General features: G+C 59.1%; 21 protein-coding genes. 15 read left to right on the plus strand and 6 right to left on the minus strand.

Annotation, left to right across the window (positions count from 1 at the left end; genetic code table 11):
- Positions 1-240: 240 nt before the first annotated feature.
- From AAC035_RS07800 to AAC035_RS07810, 3 genes are read left to right on the plus strand one after another with little or no spacing between them, the layout of a single operon-like run.
- Positions 241-1,053, plus strand: a complete 813-nt coding sequence (locus tag AAC035_RS07800) for an SDR family oxidoreductase (protein ID WP_339802163.1) — start codon at positions 241-243, stop codon at positions 1,051-1,053.
- A 2-nt stretch (positions 1,054-1,055) separates the two neighbouring features.
- A complete protein-coding gene (locus AAC035_RS07805; RefSeq protein ID WP_339802166.1) occupies positions 1,056-1,748 on the plus strand; it encodes a histidine phosphatase family protein in 693 nt (230 codons plus the stop codon).
- 43 nt (positions 1,749-1,791) lie between these two features.
- A complete protein-coding gene (locus tag AAC035_RS07810) occupies positions 1,792-2,565 on the plus strand; it encodes an SDR family oxidoreductase (RefSeq protein ID WP_339802168.1) in 774 nt (257 codons plus the stop codon).
- A gap of 91 nt (positions 2,566-2,656) precedes the next feature.
- Here the strand turns inward: AAC035_RS07810 and dacB are convergent, their stop codons facing one another.
- Positions 2,657-4,093: a D-alanyl-D-alanine carboxypeptidase/D-alanyl-D-alanine-endopeptidase gene (gene dacB, locus AAC035_RS07815; RefSeq protein ID WP_339802213.1), complete on the minus strand. Its 1,437-nt coding sequence runs from the start codon at positions 4,091-4,093 to the stop codon at positions 2,657-2,659.
- 368 nt (positions 4,094-4,461) lie between these two features.
- Between dacB and AAC035_RS07820 the strand changes: the two genes are divergently transcribed.
- A complete protein-coding gene (locus AAC035_RS07820; protein WP_339802171.1) occupies positions 4,462-4,875 on the plus strand; it encodes a GFA family protein in 414 nt (137 codons plus the stop codon).
- Between the two features lie 8 nt (positions 4,876-4,883).
- Here AAC035_RS07820 and AAC035_RS07825 read toward each other — a convergent pair whose 3' ends face one another.
- Positions 4,884-6,041 carry a PQQ-dependent sugar dehydrogenase gene (locus AAC035_RS07825; RefSeq protein WP_339802174.1) on the minus strand — a complete coding sequence of 386 codons (1,158 nt, stop codon included), beginning with the start codon at positions 6,039-6,041 and terminating at the stop codon, positions 4,884-4,886.
- A gap of 252 nt (positions 6,042-6,293) precedes the next feature.
- On the opposite strand from AAC035_RS07825, the gene AAC035_RS07830 reads away from it, so the two are divergent.
- Complete coding sequence (locus tag AAC035_RS07830; protein ID WP_339802177.1) at positions 6,294-6,509, plus strand: dodecin; 216 nt, start codon at positions 6,294-6,296, stop codon at positions 6,507-6,509.
- A gap of 14 nt (positions 6,510-6,523) precedes the next feature.
- On the opposite strand, the gene AAC035_RS07835 is transcribed toward AAC035_RS07830, so the two are convergent.
- Complete coding sequence (locus tag AAC035_RS07835; RefSeq protein WP_339802179.1) at positions 6,524-6,973, minus strand: YaiI/YqxD family protein; 450 nt, start codon at positions 6,971-6,973, stop codon at positions 6,524-6,526.
- A 192-nt stretch (positions 6,974-7,165) separates the two neighbouring features.
- Here AAC035_RS07835 and AAC035_RS07840 point away from each other — a divergent pair, with 192 nt between their 5' ends.
- From AAC035_RS07840 to AAC035_RS07870, 7 genes are all read left to right on the plus strand, one after another.
- Positions 7,166-7,708 (plus strand): histidine phosphatase family protein, encoded by a 543-nt coding sequence (locus AAC035_RS07840; RefSeq protein ID WP_339802215.1) that lies wholly within the window; start codon positions 7,166-7,168, stop codon positions 7,706-7,708.
- Positions 7,709-7,790: 82 nt separating this feature from the next.
- Positions 7,791-8,129, plus strand: coding sequence for a zinc ribbon domain-containing protein YjdM (locus tag AAC035_RS07845; RefSeq protein ID WP_339802182.1), 339 nt, complete (start codon positions 7,791-7,793; stop codon positions 8,127-8,129).
- Positions 8,130-8,339: 210 nt separating this feature from the next.
- Positions 8,340-9,434 carry a pyruvate dehydrogenase (acetyl-transferring) E1 component subunit alpha gene (pdhA, locus tag AAC035_RS07850; RefSeq protein WP_339802184.1) on the plus strand — a complete coding sequence of 365 codons (1,095 nt, stop codon included), beginning with the start codon at positions 8,340-8,342 and terminating at the stop codon, positions 9,432-9,434.
- Positions 9,431-10,459 carry an alpha-ketoacid dehydrogenase subunit beta gene (locus tag AAC035_RS07855; RefSeq protein ID WP_339802186.1) on the plus strand — a complete coding sequence of 343 codons (1,029 nt, stop codon included), beginning with the start codon at positions 9,431-9,433 and terminating at the stop codon, positions 10,457-10,459. The genes pdhA and AAC035_RS07855 overlap by 4 nt, the downstream gene beginning before the upstream one ends.
- 17 nt (positions 10,460-10,476) lie before the next feature.
- A complete protein-coding gene (locus AAC035_RS07860; RefSeq protein ID WP_339802189.1) occupies positions 10,477-11,604 on the plus strand; it encodes a dihydrolipoamide acetyltransferase family protein in 1,128 nt (375 codons plus the stop codon).
- 140 nt (positions 11,605-11,744) lie between these two features.
- Positions 11,745-11,933 (plus strand): CsbD family protein, encoded by a 189-nt coding sequence (locus AAC035_RS07865; RefSeq protein WP_339802192.1) that lies wholly within the window; start codon positions 11,745-11,747, stop codon positions 11,931-11,933.
- Positions 11,934-12,171: 238 nt separating this feature from the next.
- The gene (locus AAC035_RS07870; RefSeq protein ID WP_339802194.1) at positions 12,172-12,744 is read left to right on the plus strand and encodes a hypothetical protein; all 573 of its coding nucleotides are present in this window, start codon (positions 12,172-12,174) and stop codon (positions 12,742-12,744) included.
- Between the two features lie 55 nt (positions 12,745-12,799).
- Here the strand turns inward: AAC035_RS07870 and AAC035_RS07875 are convergent, their stop codons facing one another.
- The 3 genes from AAC035_RS07875 to AAC035_RS07885 form a co-directional block, all read right to left on the minus strand.
- Positions 12,800-13,006, minus strand: a complete 207-nt coding sequence (locus tag AAC035_RS07875) for a cold-shock protein (RefSeq protein ID WP_339802197.1) — start codon at positions 13,004-13,006, stop codon at positions 12,800-12,802.
- A 284-nt stretch (positions 13,007-13,290) separates the two neighbouring features.
- A complete protein-coding gene (locus tag AAC035_RS07880; protein WP_339802199.1) occupies positions 13,291-14,001 on the minus strand; it encodes an alpha/beta fold hydrolase in 711 nt (236 codons plus the stop codon).
- A gap of 13 nt (positions 14,002-14,014) precedes the next feature.
- On the minus strand, positions 14,015-15,022 hold the full coding sequence (locus tag AAC035_RS07885) for a ribonuclease Z (protein WP_339802202.1): 1,008 nt from the start codon (positions 15,020-15,022) through the stop codon (positions 14,015-14,017).
- Positions 15,023-15,196: 174 nt separating this feature from the next.
- Here AAC035_RS07885 and AAC035_RS07890 point away from each other — a divergent pair, with 174 nt between their 5' ends.
- The 3 genes from AAC035_RS07890 to AAC035_RS07900 all read left to right on the plus strand — a co-directional run.
- Positions 15,197-15,382 carry a hypothetical protein gene (locus AAC035_RS07890; RefSeq protein WP_339802204.1) on the plus strand — a complete coding sequence of 62 codons (186 nt, stop codon included), beginning with the start codon at positions 15,197-15,199 and terminating at the stop codon, positions 15,380-15,382.
- Between the two features lie 118 nt (positions 15,383-15,500).
- Complete coding sequence (locus AAC035_RS07895) at positions 15,501-15,809, plus strand: antibiotic biosynthesis monooxygenase (protein ID WP_339802207.1); 309 nt, start codon at positions 15,501-15,503, stop codon at positions 15,807-15,809.
- 87 nt (positions 15,810-15,896) lie between these two features.
- The coding region (locus AAC035_RS07900) for an MFS transporter (RefSeq protein WP_339802210.1) at positions 15,897-16,742 on the plus strand (846 nt) is incomplete at its 3' end.

Here is a 16,742-nt window from a genome sequence, read left to right on the forward strand (position 1 = left end):
TCGAACACGTGCAGCAGGTTAAGGTCCAGCCGGTTTGAAGCCATGGTGCAGGTTCCGTCTCAGAAGTTCGCAGCAAAAAAGAGGATAAGTGAATGTTATGGTAAACGATAAGTATAATTCAGTCGCGTAATAGACCCCCGGGTTTTACACTGACCCGTTACATCCATCGCTACAGACGCAGCTTCCCGAAGGTCGAAGGTACCCTGGCTGCTCTGATCAATCCGTTCTGGAACAGACATCATGACACAGCGAATTTTTATTACTGGCGGCGCCAGTGGCCTCGGTCGCGCGCTTGCCTTGCGGTATGCCCGCGAGGGTGCCCGGGTTTGCATCGGTGACATCAATCCGGAGCAGGGTGCTGCGGTGGCGGAGGAAATCAACCAGGCCGGTGGTGAAGGTCTGTTCCTGGCCTGCGACGTGCGCCGGATCTCTGACCTGGAAAAGGTCCGGGCAGAGCTGGAAAGCCGCTGGGACGGGGTCGATGTGGTTGTGAACAATGCAGGCGTGGCCACCGCCGGTTCCATCGAGGATTCCACGCTGGCGGACTGGGAGTGGATTCTGGACATCAACGTACTGGGGGTGGTGCGGGGTTGTAAGGTGTTCACACCCCTGTTCAAGCAACAGGGCAGTGGTGTCTTCGTCAACGTTGCCTCCATGGCCGGGCTGATGCTGGCGCCAATGATGGACAGCTATAATGTGTCCAAGGCCGGTGTCATCGCGTTGTCTGAAACCCTCAGCATGGAACTCCGTGATTTCGGAATCCAGGTGTGTTGTGTCTGTCCCTCGTTCTTTCAGACCAACCTGACCGCGAGCATGCGCTCGGATTTGCCGGGTATTCAGCAGAACATCAGCAAGTTGATGAAGCGCTCAACCGTTACCGCAGAAGACGTTGCTGAGCAGATAGTGACTGCCGTCAGGAGCGGCGAGTTCTGGGTGTTACCCCACAAGCGCGAGCGGAAGTTGTGGAAGCTCAAGCGCCATGCACCCTGGGCGTTTGATTACCTGATGCATAAAAACAGCAAACTCTGGACAAAAAAAATGAAGGGGGGCTGACCTTGGCCACGATTTATCTGATTCGCCACGGACAGGCCAGTTTTGGGGAAGAAAATTACGACCAGCTTTCTGCTACCGGCTGGCAGCAGGCGAAAGTCCTGGGGCAGTGGATGGCAGACCGGGTCCGGCCCGACGTGGTCATTGGCGGCAATATGAAGCGTCACCGGGAAACCGTGGAAGCACTGGCCAGCGGCTATCGCCGGTCATCGTTCCCTGACATGCAGGTTGCCGAGGGTTTTAACGAGTTTGATCACGTTGCCGTAATGCACAATTACCGTCCGCAGTGGCGGGACCACGCCGTGATGAAAGCCGAGCTGGATGCCAGTGGCAACCCTGCGAAGGCCTTTCAGGAAACCTTTGTGAAAGCCGTTCAGCGCTGGGTCAGTGGTGATCATGATGTGGACTATCCGGAAACCTGGAGCGGATTCAAGCATCGCGTGCAGAGGTCGTTCGATGATCTGGTGAGCTGGGCCGACGGTGGCGAGGTGTTTGTGTCCACCTCAGGTGGCCCCATTGCCGTGATGGTACAGAGCCTGTTGGGCATCAGTGACAGCCACGCCCTGGGGCTGAATAACGTTATTGCCAATACCAGCGTGACCCGTGTGCTTTACTCCGGGCAGCGTCGCAGTCTGGCAGTGTTCAACAACTACAGTCATCTTGAAGCGGAAGATCCGGCGCTGGTGACCTTCCGCTAAGTGGGCTTCATGCTCGCAAAACATCAACTCAAGGAGAGACAACATGAGTAATAAAGACCTGTTCGATCTGAGCGGCAAGACAGCACTGATTACCGGCGCCAGCCGTGGTATCGGCGAGAGCGTTGCCCGGCTGCTGGCCGACAAGGGGGCTCACGTTATCGTCAGCAGCCGCAAGATTGATGGTTGTGAAGCTGTGGCTGCCAGCATCCGTGAGAATGGCGGCAGTGCGGAAGCTGTGGCCTGTCATATCGGTGATATGGCGCAGATCGATGGCATCTGGGACTACATTCGCGAGAAGCATGGCAAGCTCGACATTCTGGTGAACAATGCCGCCACCAACCCCTATTTCGGCAAGATCGAGGACACCGACATCGGTGCCTTCCAGAAGACCGTTGATGTGAACATCCGGGGTTACTTTTTCATGAGTACCCAGGCCGCCAAGCTGATGCAGAAAAGCGGGAATGGCGGCGCCATTGTCAATGTGGCCTCGGTCAACGGCGTTACCCCGGGCTTCATGCAGGGTATTTACTCCATCACCAAGTCTGCGGTTATTGCCATGACCCGGGCTTTCGCCCGTGAGCTGGGGCCGGACAAGATCCGCGTCAATGCGCTTCTGCCGGGGCTTACCGATACCAAATTCGCCAGTGCGCTGACTACCAACGATGCCATTCGCGACCGTGCCATGGAGCATATTCCCATGCACCGTATGGCCCACCCGGATGAAATGGCCGGCACCGTGCTGTATCTGGTGTCGGAGGCCTCCAGCTACACCACGGGCACCTGTGTCAACGTGGATGGTGGTTATCTGACGGTCTGACCGGTCCCATAATGAAAAGCCCGCGACAGACGCTGTCGCGGGCTTTTTTGTCTGGCGAGGGGTGCCCCTCTCGATTGCCCGGGCGCGAGTGTCAGTCCGCCTGAGACAGCGCAGTACCCAGAGGTGGTGTGTAATGCAGCGAGTGCAGTACCTTGTCGAGCACCGCCTGTCCGTTCCAGGCCGGGTCATGATTGACGATGCCGACCACCGCCCAAGTGGTGTTCTGGTTGTCACGACTGAAGCCGGCCACTGAACGAACGTCTTGCAGGTAGCCGGTTTTGATGCGGCCGAGGCCGTCCATGCCGGTATTGCGCAGGCGTCGGGTCATGGTACCGTCCATGGCAATCAAGGGCATGGAAGTGACCAGATCGGATCCATAGGGGCTGTTCCAGGCATGTTGCAGGATCTGCGACATTTGCCGGGCGGACATACGCTCATGTCGGGAAAGACCGCTGCCGTTATCAATCACCATGCCGGCGGTAGTGATCCCTTTTTGCTCCAGCCAGTGATAGATGGCCTGAATTCCGGAAACCCGGTCGTCGTTATCATCGTCTTTGCGTTTTTCGGCGCCTATGGCCAGCAACAGCTGACGGGCCATGACGTTGCTGCTCCATTTGTTGATGTCCCGCACCATGGTGACCAGATCGGGAGAGCTGGTGGATGCCAGCAGACGAGCATCGTCGGGAGTAATGGCCTTGCGCCAGTTGCCGGTAAAGGTGCCGCCGGTCTCTTTCCACAGTGAGCGGATCAGTTCTGCGCTGTACTGTTCGTGGGGGATCAGCGACAGGTAGGTGGTGCTGCGGCAGCCAGCGGGCAGCTCACCGGTCACCTTGACCGTTACCCGGCCATCATCATGGAACGCGGGCGTCCAGGTGAAGTCACTGCGGGCAGGACAGGGGCCTTCAGCGGCCGCGGTAACCCGGTTATCAATAGCCACGGACTCAATTGCCGGGGTGCTCCAGGCCTGGGTGCCGCGCTCATCGGACCGCACCTGCAGATGCAGCAGGTTCAGGTTGGTGAGGACGGCGGAAGGCTCTACCAGGAACGGGGCGTAGCGATTGGAGCCATTGTCATCAAAGCCGGGAATGCCATCAGGCAGGATAAAGACACTGGCATCCAGAATCAGGTCGCCTTCGATGTGGCGGATGCCCATGCCCCGCAGCTCCCGCACCACGGCCCAGGTCCGCTCGATAGTAAGTTTGGGATCGCCGCTGAAGCGAACGTAAAGATTGCCCTTCAGCCGATCACCCTCAAGCACACCGTCTGTCAGGAACCGGGTTTCCCAACGATAGTTGGGGCCGAGCAGTTCAAGGGCGGCATAGGTGGTGAGAACCTTCATGATGGAGCCGGGGCTCATCAGCTGGTCTGCGTTCACATACTGCTCTATTCCCGGACCGTTGAGGGGGATGGCAACCACGCTGAGGGCTTCCTGATCCTGCAGTGAGTCCAGGGCAAAGCCGCGCACCTGATTGCTCCAGAGCCTCGGTTCCGGGGCCGCAGCCAGCGAGGTGGCCGTCACGGCAGTCATCAATGTCAGCGTGATGGCTGCCACCGTGCGCCGTAGCAATGGGGAGTATCCGGGGCTGGTATCCCGGAAGCGGGAAAACGGGACCATAGCGTGCGCCCTGAAAGTAAGGTGAGGTGGCATTAAAGATAGCTCATTTTCCCGCTGGCTACTATGTGCTCAAGCTCTACACAACATTAAATAATGTCAGCACAGTCAAGAAATACCACAATTTTTGTGAGTGAAGGTAACTGAACGGTAGCGGATGCTGAGTTGCGTTTCCGCTGGTAAACTTGGAGCCAGTTTTTGCGACAGTGTTGTCAATCAGCACGATTACCCGTTTCGGCCATGGGTCGACCTTCTGAAAACCCGATGTTAACGAGGAAGTTCCAATGCTGACCGGCCATTGCCTGTGCGGAGATGTGCAGTTCGAATACCAGGGTCCGCTGGGGCCCATCGCGCTGTGTCATTGCAGTCAGTGCCGCCGTGCCCATGGCAGCGCTTTCTCCGCCAGTGCCCCGATTCAGAAAGTGCGGTTCCGCTATCTGGCGGGCGAAGACCAGGTGACCGAGTACGAGTCCCGCCCCGGTAAATACCGTGGTTTCTGCAAGCGCTGTGGCAGCCAGCTTTACAGCCGGCTGGATGCGATTCCGGCGATTCTGCGATTGCGGATCGGCGCCATTAACGAGCCCCTGGGCAAGGGCCCCTCGTCTCATGTCTATGTCGGATCAAAATCGGACTGGTTCACCATTACCGACCAGATTCCCCAGTACGACAAAACCGAGCGAACCAGCGATCCCAACTGATGCCTGGCTTATTCGGCAGGTACCAGCTGCACCACCTTGCCATTGGCTGAATCCGTGAGCAACCAGAGCACGCCATCCGGGCCCATGCGGACGTCTCGCAGGCGTTCGCCGTAGCCTGTCAGCAGGTCTTCCTCCCCCTGAACTTCCTCGTCATCAATGGTCAGCCGGACCAGCTTCTGTGAGCGCAGGGCGCCAACGAACAGATCTCCCTGCCATTGCGGGAAGGCATCGCCGGTGTAGAAGGCCATACCGGATGGCGCAATGGAAGGGTCCCAGTAATGAAGCGGCTGGGCCATGCCTTCCATTTCGGTTTTGTCGGTGATCCGGGCACCGCTGTAATCAATACCGTAGGTGATTTTCGGCCAGCCGTAGTTGACCCCGGCTTCGATGATGTTGATCTCGTCGCCGCCCCGGGGCCCGTGCTCGTGACTCCAGACTGCACCGGTGTCCGGATGCAGGGTCATGCCCTGAATGTTGCGGTTGCCCTTGGTAAACAGGGTTGGGCGGGCGTCGTCCCGGTCCACAAACGGGTTGGAGTCAGGTACCTTGCCGTCGATCGTGATGCGGTGAACCGCTGCAGCGTCGTCGCCGAAATCCTGGGCCCGGTCCATGTCTCCCCGGTCGCCAACCGCCACGTACAGGTAGCCATCCCCGGGTATCACCATGCGGCCGGCAAAGTGGCGGCCATTGCTGGAGCGGGGTTCCGCCTCGAAGATGGTTTTCCGGTCGTGCAGGGCACCGTCGCGGTACTGGGCGCGATCCACCCGGGTTGTCAGCCCCTCACGGTTGCGGTGGGCGTAACTGACAAACAGGATGTTGTTCTGCCCGAATTCCGGGTGCAGCAGGATATCCAGCATGCCACCCTGGCCCTGGGCGGCTGCTTCAGGGGCGTTGGCGACAGGGCTGGCCGCCAGTTCGCCGTCCGTGATCAGGCGGATGCGACCGCTGCGCTCGGTGACCAGCTGGCTGCCGTCGGGAAGAAAGGCAATGCTCCAGGGGTGCTCAAGACCTTCGGCCACGGTGACCAGCCGGAAGTCGGCCTTGGCAGACTGGTAGACCTCCGCCGACGCAGGCCCTGCCAGTAATATCGCCGAAATCGCAGTCAGGGTTGCGGGAAGTGAGGTGTGCCGGTTTGACCTGTAGGCACTGGTTCTGATGTATCGCATTCCGGGTTCTCCTTTAACTAGTCAGGATAGCAGCCGGGGCTCCGGCATTTCTTACGGGTTTGCCATCTGTAGTCATCCTGTATACGGTCGTATTTCTGGCTAAGGTCAGTTGACAGGGCGCGGTTCGGCAGGCGCCGAGCGAACCGGCAGATGACCATCCGGTCATTGGGGGTGCCTCCGGAATTCCGTGTGCCATACTGGGATTGAGAGGGCTGCGGCCTGAACCGAAAAATCAGACCCATGGAGAAGTGTATGTCAGACGATCATGTTTACAAGAAGGTTGAGGTGGTGGGTTCTTCGACCAAAAGTATTGAAAACGCCATCGAAAATGCTCTTGCGGAGTGCCGTAACAGCATTCGTCATATGGAGTGGTTCGAAGTCACGGAAACCCGGGGCCACATTGTGGACGGCAAGGTGGGGCACTATCAGGTCTCACTGAAAGTGGGCTTTCGGATTGAAAACAGCTGATGGCCACAACGGTGTTATCTGAGATTACGTTGTAGCCAGCGGTCCAGCTGGTCAGCAAACTCCTTGCGATCGGTTTGTGAGAAAGCCGCTGGCCCGCCAGTGATCTGACCGGTGTTGCGCAGTTCTTCCATGAAATTGCGCATGGCCAGGCGCTGGCGAATATTCTCCCGGGTAAAGGCCTGACCTCTCGGGTTGAAGACATCGGCGCCGTGCTCAATGGCTTCCGCGGCCAGGGGGATATCCTGGGTGATCACCAGATCGCCTGAAGTCAGCTGGTCAACAATCTCGTTGTCCGCAACGTCGAATCCCTGGGGTACCTGCCGGGTCTGGATGAAGGGGCTGGGAGTCACCTTGATGACGTGGTTGGCAATGAAGGTGGTCTGCACTTTCCAGCGGTCGGCTGCGCGGCAGAGAATTTCCCGGATGGGCACGGGGCAGGCATCGGCATCGACCCAGATTGGCATGGTGTTTTCCTTGCGGCTTCATTCTGGTGGAGTTTACCCTCTCTGCCCGCTTGCGGGATAGTGGTGGTCCGGCTGAGGCGAGGCGTGCGTATAGAGATTCATTGCCGATGCCATCTGCGCGAAAGGCCTGCTGACCAGGGAGCTCGCCGAGCCATGACCATAGCTGCTTGTAGCCGTTGTCTGATCCTCGTTATGTTATTTTCAGTGACAACCCAGGGCCATGCCCAAGGCAATAACCAGGCTTGGCAAGCTTTGCGTGAGGGGCGGGCACTGCTGATGCTTCGGCACGCCCTGGCGCCCGGCACTGGTGATCCCAGCCATTTTGTTCTGGATGATTGCAGCAGCCAGCGCAATCTCAGCGCACAGGGCAGGGCCCAGGCGCGGGCCTGGCAGGCACTGCTGGCCCGCCATGACATCACCGAGGCGCGGGTGTTTACCAGTCAGTGGTGCCGGTCCCGGGATACCGCCACCGGCATGGCGGTGGGCGAGGTTATCGAATGGCCGGCGCTGAATTCGTTTTTTCGGAATCGCAACGCCGGCCCGGGGCAGACCCGGGACACCATCCGCCTGGTGAATGACCTGGGTCCGGGGCTGCCGGTCATTCTGGTGTCTCACCAAGTCAACATCACGGCCCTTACCGGCGTCTTTCCCGCTTCCAACGAGGGCATTGTCCTTGCCCTGCCGTTGTCTGAATCACCCACCGTACTGGGCCGGGTGAGTCCTTCGTCGCGGTAACCCCCGCAGAGGGCTTCGGGCACCCCGACCGGGCAGGTTTCTGATATCATGCGGGGCCTGTTAACTGACTTCAGGTACTCTCATGTCGAACCTCCCGGCCTGCCCACAGTGCGCCTCTGAATATACCTACGAAGATGGTGCCAATTACGTCTGTCCCGAATGCGGTCATGAATGGTCTGAAGCCGATGTGCTGGCCGCGGCCGCCGGCAAGGTGGTACAGGATGCCAACGGCAACGAGCTTCAGGACGGCGACACCATTACGGTGATCAAGGACCTCAAGGTGAAGGGCTCCAGCCTGGTGGTGAAGGTGGGAACCAAGGTCAGGAATATCCGCCTGGTGGATGGTGATCACGATATCGATTGCAAAATTGATGGCATCGGTGCCATGAAGCTGAAGTCTGAATTCGTCAAAAAAGCCTGAGGGCTGTCAGCCCGGCTCCAGCAGCCGGGCTAGCGAACCTTTCACCGTTCATTCCTGGTTGATGTTGCCGAAAGTGGCAGAGTCGGCTAGAACTTAATCAGTTGTTGTGCAAAAGCAGGATGTCCCGGAAGCGTGTGATCCACGCAATCCGTCCGCTCACAGTTGTCAGGCCACAAGCCGGCGCAGCTGCGATGAAAGCAGGAGGAAGGGATGGACACTGATAAAGACCTTTACGAATTTCACGTCGACCGGCTCCGCTATCTTGATGATCAGGGCAAGGCCCTGGGCCCTTTGCCGGATCTGGCGGCCGATACCGGCCGCGCCCTCGCAGCCTACCGCAATATGGTGCTGACCCGCGCTTTCGATACCAAAACCATTGCATTGCAGCGTACCGGCAAGTGCGGCACCTATCCGTCGGTGCTCGGCCATGAGGTCATCGGCACGGCCATAGGCCAGTGCATGAAGCCCTCAGATGTCTTCGTACCCTACTATCGCGATCAGGCGGCACATCTGCTGCGTGGCGTTACCCTGACGGAACTTTTGCTGTACTGGGGAGGCGACGAACGGGGCAGTGCCTGGCAGGCCTGTCCGGAAGATCTGCCCATTGCTGTGCCTATCGCAACCCAGTGCTGTCATGCAGTCGGTGTTGCCTCCGCCATGCGGATCCGGGGAGAGCACCGGGCCGTGGTCTGCTCCCTGGGCGATGGCGCCACTTCGAAGGGGGATTTTCTGGAGAGCGTCAATCTGGCGGGGGCCTGGCATCTGCCGGTGGTGTTTGTGGTCAGTAACAACCAATGGGCCATTTCAACACCGCGGGCGATCCAGACCGGTTGTGAAACCATTGCCCAGAAAGCCGTCAGCGGTGGCTTGCCGGGCCACATCGTTGACGGCAACGACTATTTTGCCGTGAGTGACGCACTGGAACGGGCGCTGGATCGTGCCCGGGCGGGCAAGGGGGCGGCCGTGATCGAAGCGGTGACCTACCGCCTCGGAGACCATACCACGGCGGATGATGCCACCCGCTACCGGGATGCCGATCAGTTAAAAACGGCCTGGGAAAAGGACGGCGTCAAACGCCTCCAGAACTACCTGCACCGTTGCCAGTTGTGGGACGCTGATCAGGAAAAAACCCTGCAAAGTGACTGTCGGAAAACGGTAGAAAAAGCGGTGGAAGACTATCTGGCCACCGCCCCTGAGCCAGCCACGGCGATGCTGGACTATCTGTTCGAAACCCTGCCTGTGGCGCTCCAGGCCCAGCGGGAACAGCTGGTCCGCAGACAGTCGGTAAGCGGAGGTGAAGCATGAACGCCGCCGCTGACAAAAACCTGCAAACCGGGCAAGGTGACCGACAGGACCAGAACGTGACTCTGGTGGAAGCGGTCAATATGGCGCTGGCCCGGGAAATGGCCCGCGACGACCGGGTGGTTCTGCTGGGGGAGGACATCGCCACTAACGGCGGGGTGTTCCGGGCGACTGCAGGGCTGAAGGAGCGTTTCGGTTTCAAGCGGGTCATGGACACGCCGCTGGCGGAAACCCTGATTGCCGGCACGGCGGTGGGCATGGCAACCCAAGGCTTGCGGCCGGTGGCGGAGTTCCAGTTCATGGGGTTTATCTACGCCGGCATGGAGCAGATTGTGGCCCACGCCGCCCGAATGCGAAACCGCACCCGGGGGCGTCTGAGTTGCCCATTGGTGTTCCGGGCCCCGTTCGGTGGCGGCATTCATGCCCCGGAGCCCCACTCCGAAAGCACGGAGGCGCTGTTTGCCCACATACCCGGCTTGCGAGTGGTTATTCCCAGCTCGCCGCAACGGGCCTACGGTCTGCTGCTGGCCGCTATCCGCAATCCGGATCCGGTCATATTCCTTGAGCCGAAACGTATCTACCGGGCTGTCACCCAGAAGGTTACGGACAATGGCGATGCCCTGCCGCTGGATACCTGCTTTACGCTTCGGGAAGGGGACGACGTCACCCTGATCAGCTGGGGTGCCTCCATTCTGGAAACTCTGCAGGCTGCCGACCAACTGGCCGATCAGGGCATATCCGCCGAGGTGATCGATGTTGCCTCGGTGAGCCCCCTGGATCGGGAAACCCTGTTGTGTTCGGTGGCCAAAACCGGCCGCGCAGTCATCGTTCACGAAGCCTGTCGCAATGGCGGTGTGGGTGCCGAGATCGCGGCGTCCATTGCCGAAGCGGGCTTTCTGGACCTGCAGGCACCGGTGGTCAGGGTCACCGGTTACGATACGGTGATGCCTTACTTCCGGAACGAACACCATTACCTGCCCCGGGTCTCGGATATCCTGGAGGCGGTGGAGCAGGTTATTGCCCTTTAGGGCGACTGGAGACACTTATGAAGCACTTCAGACTGCCGGATCTGGGCGAAGGCTTGCCAGAGGCGGAGATCGTCCAGTGGCATGTCCGGGTTGGCGATAGCGTTGAGGCGGATCAGGTTCTGGTCAGTGTCGAAACGGCCAAAGCCATCGTGGAAGTGCCTTCGCCAGAGGACGGAGTGATCGCAAAGCTGTTCGGTGAATCCGGAGACATTATCCACACCGGTGAGCCCCTGCTGGCGTTTGAAGGTGATGGGGCAGACAGTGGCACCGTCGTCGGTGAACTGAAATCCGCCGTTGCCGACAGTAACAGTGAGGACCAGGTGCACAGGGATGCCTTCATTGTCGGAGCAGCGCCCTCCAGCAAACGGGCACGGCATAATAGGGCCACGCCCGGGGTGAGAGCCCTGGCGGAGCGCCTTGGGGTCAGCCTTGAAGCCGTCAGGGGCAGTGGCCCCGGCGGGCTGATCACCAGCGATGATGTTCATCAGCAAGCCAGTCATCAGAAACAGCTGGGTGAGGCGGAAGCCCTTCGTGGGCCCCGTCGCACCATGGCAAAGAACATGGCGCTGTCCCACGCCCAGGTGGTGCCGGTGTCGATTTTCGAGGACGCGGACATCCACGACTGGCGAGCCGGGACCGACATCACCATGCGCCTGGTACAGGCCATTGCTGTGGCCTGCGGGGCGGCGCCTGTCCTCAACTGCTGGTTCGATGGCGATAACCTGAGCCGTCGTCTGCTGACCGAAGTGCACGTGGGTATTGCAGTGGATACACCGGAAGGCCTGTTTGTGCCGGTACTCAGAGACGTAAATCATCGCTCCCTTGAGGATCTGCGTAAAGGCCTTGAAAACCTGCGGCAGGCTGTTGCTTCCCGCAAGATTCCGCCGCGGGAGATGCAGGGGGCAACCATTACCCTGTCCAACTTCGGTACCTTGTGTGGCCAATACGCCAATCCCGTTGTCAGCCCGCCGCAGGTGGCCATTGTGGGGGCCGGACGGGCGCGGGAAAAGGTGATCCCCTGGCAGGGGAAGCCGGCAGTGCGCCGGGTATTGCCACTGTCTGTGACCTTTGACCATCGGGCTGTAACGGGCGGCGAGGCAGCCCGTTTCATGGCGGTTCTGATCGGCACTCTGGAGGCTGGCTGACGATCCTTTGCAAGGCAGGATGCTGGCCTCTCGGTTACGCCATGGTAATTAGGGTTCTTTGATTGGCACTGCTAATTTGAAAATGCGCACTGGATCACATTGTGCGTAAAAAGGAAATCCGAACAGGCCAGGAGGTTGTTATGAAAAGTGCAAATCGCGACAAGGCTGAAGGTACTCTTGATAAGGCCAAGGGCAAGATAAAGGAAGCCGTTGGCAAGATCACCGGAGATGAAGAGCAGGAAGCTGAGGGTAATCTCGATCAGGCGAAAGGCAGCGCCAAGAAGGTCAAAGGCGATATCAAGGATACGGTGAACTCCGCCAGGAAGTAGTCCCGTTATCCACCGTCAGGCAGCGGCAGTGTTCAGACTGCTGCCTGACGTGTTTCCGCTGGACACTGGTGTCCCGTCCCCGATACCCTCTCCTTACGCCGGCTGCTTGCTGGTTCCTTGAGATTCCTTGGGGTTCCCTGAAAGGGCTCCGCGAAGTCAGTACATTCTTGCAGCATATTCCGTACTGTCCACAGCCTGTTGAGGCGTCGGACCGCGAGTCGGCCAGGGACTCCAGCTCATGTTCAGAAACCTTCTGCTGCTTTTGCTTGTGCCAGTCCTGACCGCCTGCGCAACCCGGGTGACTGCCCCCGATCTGGTAACAGAGCCTCGTACGGTGGCCGTGCTGGAGCATGGCTGGCACACCTCCCTGATGCTGACGAAAGTTGATCACACCCGGGTGAGATACGCCTTTGGTGACTGGCGCTGGTACGCCGAGGAAAAAGAGGGGTTCTGGTCTGGCGTACGCGCGTTGGCGTTGCCCAGCCGTTCGGCATTCGGGCGCCAGGCACTTCCACCTGAGCAGCCAGGTGAGCGGCTGGATCATGTCATTGGCACAGGCATCGCAAAGATGCATGTATTTGCCGTGGAGGCAGGGCAGGTGGATGCACTGGTGAACAGGCTCGAGAGGTTGCACCGATCCGGTCAGGCATCAGCCTTTGACAATCGTACCTACAACCTGGTGTTTGTGCCGCATCCGCAGTCATATCACTTCTTTGTCAATTCAAACCACATGGTGGCCCAGTGGTTGCGGGACCTGGGGGTGGATGTGCGGTACACGTCTGCCATTGGTGGCTGGCGGTTAAAACCCTGAATTGCGCCCATTAAAAAAGGCAGCCGAAGCTGCCTTTTCATGCTACGTCTGTTATTTACAGAGCGTTAACATTTTCCGCCTGAGGACCTTTCTGGCCCTGAGTTACGGTGAACTCGACCTGCTGGCCTTCAGCCAGAGTTTTGAATCCGCCGCCTTGAATAGCGCTGTAGTGAACGAAAACGTCCGGGCCGCCTTCACGAGTGATAAAGCCGAAGCCTTTGGATTCGTTGAAGAATTTGACAGTGCCGGTTACAGTAGACATATAAAATAATCCTGATATTAATCTTTAATGTGCTGCCACTTCACCGAAATGATGATGGGTCAGCTTTATTGTGGAAACACTAAGTTCGCGGAATCAAAAACAGGACGATGCACTACTGGTAACAACAGATACGCGTCATATTCATGAAAAGCTATTCAAAATCTTTCCTACGACCGCCACTCTACGCGCCCTTGCCGGGAATGCCAAGCAAATTATTGTAAGCAATAACACCGACGGGTTTTGCTTATGGATCGAACGGGCCGGCAAGGCCCAGCCTGATCCGCCTATTGCTGATAGACCAGCCAGTCTCTCAGCAGGGCCGTGGCGGCCTGAGGTTGTTCCATGGTGGCCATGTGGCCGCAGTCCTCTATGATCGCCAGCCGTCCATTGCGAACACCCGCTGCCATTTCAGCCATTCGATCCAGAGGCGCAATGACGTCATCGCGGCCACCGATCACAACGGTAGGGCAGTAGATGTCGGCCAACGATTCCCGGTAATCACGACGATGCATGATGGCCTGTTGCTGGCGGACAAAAGCCTGAGGCCCTACCCGGGCCGCCATGGCCTGCAGTTCGTTGACGAGCACGCTGTCGTCCAGGCGCGCGGGGTGGATCATGCGGGGCAGGAGCAACGGCATGACATTGTCCAGGCCTTCATCCTGCGCCAGAGCGATCAGCTTCTCCCGCTGGGCTGACTGCTCCGGGCTATCGGCGCGGGCGTGGGTGTCCAGCAAGGCCAGTTTCAGTACTCGCTCCGGAGCTTGCCTGAGGATATCGAGGGCGACATACCCGCCCATGGAAAGTCCCGCCAGGGCAAATTGTTCCGGAGCACTGGCCAGAATATCGGCCGCCATATCCTCAATACGGTCGCGGCCGGTGACGTCCACGATCTGGCAGTCGGCAATATCCGTCAGGTGAGCGCTCTGGTGACGCCAGAGTGCCGGGTCACACAGCAGACCTGGAACCAGTATGAGTGGTGTAGTGCGTTGGCTCATGATCTTGTGTCCTTCAATGATTGTTTTTATTGGTGAGTCGCGGCCGGACAGTCGCCTCCAGCACGCCCTCCCGTGTGAGACGGTAGTGATCGAAGTCCTTCGCGAGGAAGAGCTGGCCCCGGTAAAGGGTTTGCGCCTCATCGGCCAGCTCGGTGATAACCGGGCCTTTGCTCTGACCGTCCGGCGACGGAAACTGGTAACGGGAACTGAAATGGGTCAGAACCAGATTGGGCACCCCCGCACGTTCGGCAAAGCCGGCGACTTGTGCAGCGGAGCTGTGCTGTGGCCAGGGCCCGACCCGGTCCGAGACTTCCTGGGTATAGGTGGCTTCGTGAACCAGTACCTGGGCCTGCTCGCAGGCGGCGGCCAGCAGCTCGGGGTTGTCGTTATCGCCGGCTACGACCAGGCGGCGGGGCAGGCGGTCCACCAGTGTGTAATCGTCGCATCGCAGGGTGCGTCCGTCTTCAAGGACCACGTCCTCACCTCTCTGCAGCTGACCCCAGGCAGGCCCGGCGACTATGCCGTCCCTCAGCAGTCGGTCTTTGAGCAACTGTCGTTCCAGGGACCGCTCGGTAAAGATAAAGGCATGGCAGGGCACGCGGTGTGAAAGGGCGGCGGTGGTGACCTGAATACCGTGGTCCTGCCAGAAGAAGTGCTCTGCTTGTGAATTGAAAAACTGCAATTCAAATCCGAGGCTGGAGTCGGTGCACGCCAGCGTGGTTTCGATGAACGACTTCAGTTCTGGCGGGCCGATCACCGGCAATGGCTCGGTGCGACCGGACATGGATGCGCTGGCCAGCAATCCCGGCAGTCCGAAGGTGTGGTCACCGTGAACATGGGTAATGAAGATGGCCTGCAGCTGCATCACCGAATGGCGGGTGTGGAGTAACCGGTGCTGGGTGCCTTCGCCGCAATCTATCAGGTACCACTGCCGGGGACCTCCGTGTTGCAGAGCCAGGCCGGTGACGTTGCGGGCCTTGGTGGGGGTTCCTGCCGAAGTGCCGAGAAAGGTAAGTTCCATGGATTTTCGTTTTTTCTGGGTCGGGGTTTTGCCGGGCCCGGGCCTGTCAGCCAGATCCCGGTGCGACTGTGCTAAGGTTGGCATTGTCAGCTACGGCAACTGCCGTTGCGGGTCACTGCGCTGACCAGAACCAGGACCCGATACTACCCCAGAAGCCCACGGGAGAGAATATTCATGGCAACGCTGGTTACCATACTGGTTGTGCTGTTTCTGGTACTGATCGTACTGGTGCCTTTGCTGGAAAAATACGCGAAGACGGGCGAGCGCGGAGGACGCATACCAGCCAATATCACCCGGTTCATCTTCCCGCTACTGATACTCATGGTGGTCCTGCAGCTTATCTACTACTACTTTGGCTGAGCTTCGGCAATCGGTCAGTTGTCACCGGGCAAGCGAAAGGTTCCGGAGCATAAACGTCCAGTACCGGCCAGAAAAGGGTTCAGGAAGGGGCCCGGAGAGGGAACACAGGAGAATAACCATGAAGTTTATCTTTGAAGTACGTATCCATGAAGGCCATACCGCTGAGGAGTATGCCGATGCCTGGGTCCGTGCCAGTGAAATCATTCAGCAGGCTCCTGGCGCCAGAGGCACCGAACTGCACCGCAAGATCGGGGATCCGGACACGCTGATTGCCATTGCCAGCTGGGACAGCAAGGCTCAGCGGGATGCCATGGAGTCGACCCACAACCAGGAGGTGGCGGAAATTATCCGCAGCGTGGCGCCATTCGTGGATATTCGCCCCCTGGGTGAGTTTGAAGACCCGGAATGGGTGGTCAACCCAGGCTGATTGCTGCGTGCCGGCCTGAATGTCCGGAATTCGCTGGCATGGTTGCTGCAGGTTCCTCGGTAACCATAAGTCAGCCGGGGATCTGCCATGGGCACCTTTAGCCTGCTCAAACCCATTCGCTCCATACTCTGGAGTGTTGCATTGCTGTTGCTGGGCAATGGCCTGATTAACACCCTGCTGACCCTGAGGGGTAGCAGCGAAGGTTTTTCCAGTGCGGTTCTGGGCGTGATCATGTCGGCCTACTTTGTGGGCTTTGTCTGTGGCACCTGGGTCAGCGGACGTCTGATCCGGCGTATGGGCCACATCCGCACCTTCGGGTTCTGTGCGGCCATCTGTGCCTCTGCCGCGCTGCTCCATGTGATTCTGATCGACCCCTGGGCCTGGATGGGACTGCGGTTTGTATTCGGTCTGTCCTACATCACCCTGATTACGGTTATCGAAAGCTGGCTGAACAGCCAGTCGGCCAGTCATGAACGAGGTCGGGTATTCGCCATTTATATGGTAGTGAACCTGGGGGCGCTGGCGCTGGCCCAGCAGATTCTGCGTCTCGATAGCGCCGATGGCTTCGTGCTGTTCGCCATTGTCTCCATTCTGATGTGCTGGGCCCTGTTGCCAATCACTCTTTCCCGACGGCCGCAGCCGGTCATCGCGGACCGACCTGAAAGTAGCTTGCGCGCCTTGCTGGGTTTTGCGCCACTGCCGGTGATCTGTGCGGCCCTGTCCGGACTCGCCATGGGTGCATTCTGGGCCATGACGCCGGTGTACGTTTCCGGTCTCGGGCTGGATAACGCCGGGGTAGGGCTGGTGATGAGCCTGGCCATCGTTGGCGGTGCTCTGCTGCAGATTCCGGTTGGCCGGTTTTCTGACCGGTATGACCGCAGCCGGGTGCTGATGGGGGTGGTACTGCTGGCAGCAGCCATTGCCGCCTTGTTG

The organism is uncultured Marinobacter sp., assembly GCF_963974375.1.
In the GTDB taxonomy this organism is placed as follows: Bacteria; Pseudomonadota; Gammaproteobacteria; order Pseudomonadales; family Oleiphilaceae; genus Marinobacter.

Excerpts from the sequence above, each read along its gene's own strand:
- AAC035_RS07835 (WP_339802179.1), bottom strand. The coding sequence starts at position 6,973 with ATGCCAATCTGGGTCGATGCCGATGCCTGCCCCGTGCCCATCCGGGAA.
- AAC035_RS07830 (WP_339802177.1), top strand. The coding sequence starts at position 6,294 with ATGTCAGACGATCATGTTTACAAGAAGGTTGAGGTGGTGGGTTCTTCG.
- AAC035_RS07860 (WP_339802189.1), top strand. The coding sequence starts at position 10,477 with ATGAAGCACTTCAGACTGCCGGATCTGGGCGAAGGCTTGCCAGAGGCG.
- AAC035_RS07845 (WP_339802182.1), top strand. The coding sequence starts at position 7,791 with ATGTCGAACCTCCCGGCCTGCCCACAGTGCGCCTCTGAATATACCTAC.
- dacB (WP_339802213.1), bottom strand. The coding sequence starts at position 4,093 with ATGACTGCCGTGACGGCCACCTCGCTGGCTGCGGCCCCGGAACCGAGG.
- AAC035_RS07855 (WP_339802186.1), top strand. The coding sequence starts at position 9,431 with ATGAACGCCGCCGCTGACAAAAACCTGCAAACCGGGCAAGGTGACCGA.
- AAC035_RS07810 (WP_339802168.1), top strand. The coding sequence starts at position 1,792 with ATGAGTAATAAAGACCTGTTCGATCTGAGCGGCAAGACAGCACTGATT.
- AAC035_RS07895 (WP_339802207.1), top strand. The coding sequence starts at position 15,501 with ATGAAGTTTATCTTTGAAGTACGTATCCATGAAGGCCATACCGCTGAG.
- AAC035_RS07865 (WP_339802192.1), top strand. The coding sequence starts at position 11,745 with ATGAAAAGTGCAAATCGCGACAAGGCTGAAGGTACTCTTGATAAGGCC.
- AAC035_RS07885 (WP_339802202.1), bottom strand. The coding sequence starts at position 15,022 with ATGGAACTTACCTTTCTCGGCACTTCGGCAGGAACCCCCACCAAGGCC.
- AAC035_RS07880 (WP_339802199.1), bottom strand. The coding sequence starts at position 14,001 with ATGAGCCAACGCACTACACCACTCATACTGGTTCCAGGTCTGCTGTGT.
- AAC035_RS07875 (WP_339802197.1), bottom strand. The coding sequence starts at position 13,006 with ATGTCTACTGTAACCGGCACTGTCAAATTCTTCAACGAATCCAAAGGC.
- AAC035_RS07890 (WP_339802204.1), top strand. The coding sequence starts at position 15,197 with ATGGCAACGCTGGTTACCATACTGGTTGTGCTGTTTCTGGTACTGATC.
- pdhA (WP_339802184.1), top strand. The coding sequence starts at position 8,340 with ATGGACACTGATAAAGACCTTTACGAATTTCACGTCGACCGGCTCCGC.
- AAC035_RS07840 (WP_339802215.1), top strand. The coding sequence starts at position 7,166 with ATGTTATTTTCAGTGACAACCCAGGGCCATGCCCAAGGCAATAACCAG.
- AAC035_RS07800 (WP_339802163.1), top strand. The coding sequence starts at position 241 with ATGACACAGCGAATTTTTATTACTGGCGGCGCCAGTGGCCTCGGTCGC.
- AAC035_RS07820 (WP_339802171.1), top strand. The coding sequence starts at position 4,462 with ATGCTGACCGGCCATTGCCTGTGCGGAGATGTGCAGTTCGAATACCAG.
- AAC035_RS07870 (WP_339802194.1), top strand. The coding sequence starts at position 12,172 with ATGTTCAGAAACCTTCTGCTGCTTTTGCTTGTGCCAGTCCTGACCGCC.
- AAC035_RS07825 (WP_339802174.1), bottom strand. The coding sequence starts at position 6,041 with ATGCGATACATCAGAACCAGTGCCTACAGGTCAAACCGGCACACCTCA.